Below are 2,051 nucleotides of genomic sequence, written 5' to 3' on the forward strand. Positions count from 1 at the left end.
TCACAAAATCTGTGTCCGCCATAAATCCCTGTGGGAGCGGGCTTGCCCGCGATGGCGGTCTCGAATTCAGGAACAAATCTCCATGACTCACCACAACGACATGCTGATCGTAGGCGCCGGCATTCTCGGCCTGTCCCACGCCTATGCCGCTGCCAAACGCGGCCTCAAGGTCAAAGTCTTCGAGCGCAGCGAAACCCCACTCGGCGCGTCGGTGCGCAACTTCGGCCAGGCACTGGTCACCGGCCAACCCCCGGGCTCAATGCTGGAACTGGCCAAGGCCAGCCGCGACATCTGGGGCCAGTGGGCACAACTGGCGGGCCTGCAGCTCAAGCACAACGGCTCGTACCTGTTCGCCCGCACCGAAGCGGAAGAGCACCTGTTGGAAGCCTTCTGCGCCGGTCGCGCCATGGAGCACGGTTACCGCGTCGAGCTGCTGCGCGGTGCGGCATTGCGCGATTTGTACGGCGGCCAGTTCAGCCATCACCGCGCTGCGTTGCACGGCATGGACGACCAGCAGCTATATTCCCGCGAAGCGATTCCGGCATTGATCGACTACCTGCGCCGCGAACTTGGCGTCGAGTTCCACTTCTCCACGCTGGTGCGCGACATCGAGCCGGGCCGCTTGCACAGCACCGCCGGCACCTTCAGCGCCGAGCAGATCATCGTCTGCTCCGGCCACGATTATCAAACGCTGCTGGCCGAGCCAATTGCCGAACTCAACCCGCAAATCTGCCGCCTGCAAATGCTTCGTGCCCGACCGCAGATCAACCTCAACCTGCAACACGCGCTGCTCACCGGCCTGAGTTGCGTGCACTACGGCGCCTTCGCCGATCTGCCGGAAGCTGCAGCGGTGCAGGCGCAAATTCTGCGCGACGCACCCCATCTGCATGAAAACGGCATTCATCTGCTGATCAGCCCGACGCCTTACGGTGAGTTGATCATCGGCGACTCCCACCATTACGGCAGCGATCCATCACCGTTCAATGCCGAGCAGGTGGATGACTGGATGATTGAACTGGCCGAGCAGACGTTGGGCTGCAAGGTGCAAGTGGTCGAACGCTGGCAGGGCGTCTATGGTTCACGCGGGCCGGGACCGTTCTCCTTTCTGCAGCCGATGCCAGGTGTGAGCGTGGCGTTGATGCACACCGGTGTCGGCATGAGCGTCGGGCCGGCGATGGCCGAACGTAACGTCGCGACTTTATTGGGAGACAGTTGATGGACCGCCATGAGCAAGTGATCGCCGAGGTGTTCGGTCTGTACGAGCGGTTTGGCGACAACGATTACATCGGCGAACCAGTGTCGCAGATCGAGCACATGTCTCAGGCGGCGGAACTGGCGATGGCCGAGGGGTTCGATGATGAAGTGGTGCTGGCGGCGTTCTTTCATGACATCGGGCATATCTGCGCCGAGGGTGCCGAGAACATGGGTGGTTTTGGGATAGTCAGCCACGAGCGACTGGGGGCGGATTACTTGCGTCGTGCCGGCTTCAGCGAACACCTGGCGCGGCTGGTGGAATATCACGTTCAGGCGAAACGTTATCTGACGCTCAAAGAGCCCGGGTACTACGAGCGTTTAAGTGAAGCCAGTCGGCGGACGCTTGAGTATCAGGGCGGGGTGATGACGGCTGCCGAGGCTGAGGCGTTCGAGCAGGATCCGTTGTGCGCGGTCAGTTTGAGGATGCGTCAGTGGGATGAGTTGGCGAAGGAGATGTGGGTGCCGGTGATGGATCTGGGCATCTTGAAGGAAAAGGCGTTGCGGCTGCTGGCTGAGTAAAGCTTCACAATCGAGTCGCGCCCATCGCGGGCAAGCCCTAATGCCAGTCAGTTAAGGAATTGACTTGCCCGCCAAGCAATAATAGAAACGGGCTTATGTTTTTATGAGCTCGCTTCATGCCCCTCCAAAACGACCTTCAAGAAGTTACCAAACTTAATCCGATCTCCTTCGAACGCTTTGCACAGCTGATTGATCCTGTGTGGATTGAACAGGCGCTGGCGTCGACCGGTACGGTCTCTATTCGCCGCAGACGTCTGCCGGCCGAGCGTATTGTGTGG

General features: G+C 60.2%; 3 protein-coding genes. All 3 read left to right on the top strand.

Annotated elements, in window-relative coordinates:
- The first annotated feature begins 82 nt into the window (after positions 1–82).
- Complete coding sequence (locus tag F6R97_RS16340; RefSeq protein ID WP_050682248.1) at positions 83–1,216, top strand: TIGR03364 family FAD-dependent oxidoreductase; 1,134 nt, start codon at positions 83–85, stop codon at positions 1,214–1,216.
- Positions 1,216–1,773, top strand: a complete 558-nt coding sequence (locus F6R97_RS16345) for a phosphonate degradation HD-domain oxygenase (protein WP_315866818.1) — start codon at positions 1,216–1,218, stop codon at positions 1,771–1,773. The genes F6R97_RS16340 and F6R97_RS16345 overlap by 1 nt, the downstream gene beginning before the upstream one ends.
- Positions 1,774–1,889: 116 nt before the next feature.
- On the top strand, positions 1,890–2,051 hold a 162-nt coding region (locus F6R97_RS29640; RefSeq protein WP_409999804.1), incomplete at its 3' end, for a transposase domain-containing protein.

The organism is Pseudomonas sp. JV414 (assembly GCF_032424305.1).
GTDB lineage: Bacteria > Pseudomonadota > Gammaproteobacteria > Pseudomonadales > Pseudomonadaceae > Aquipseudomonas > Aquipseudomonas lini.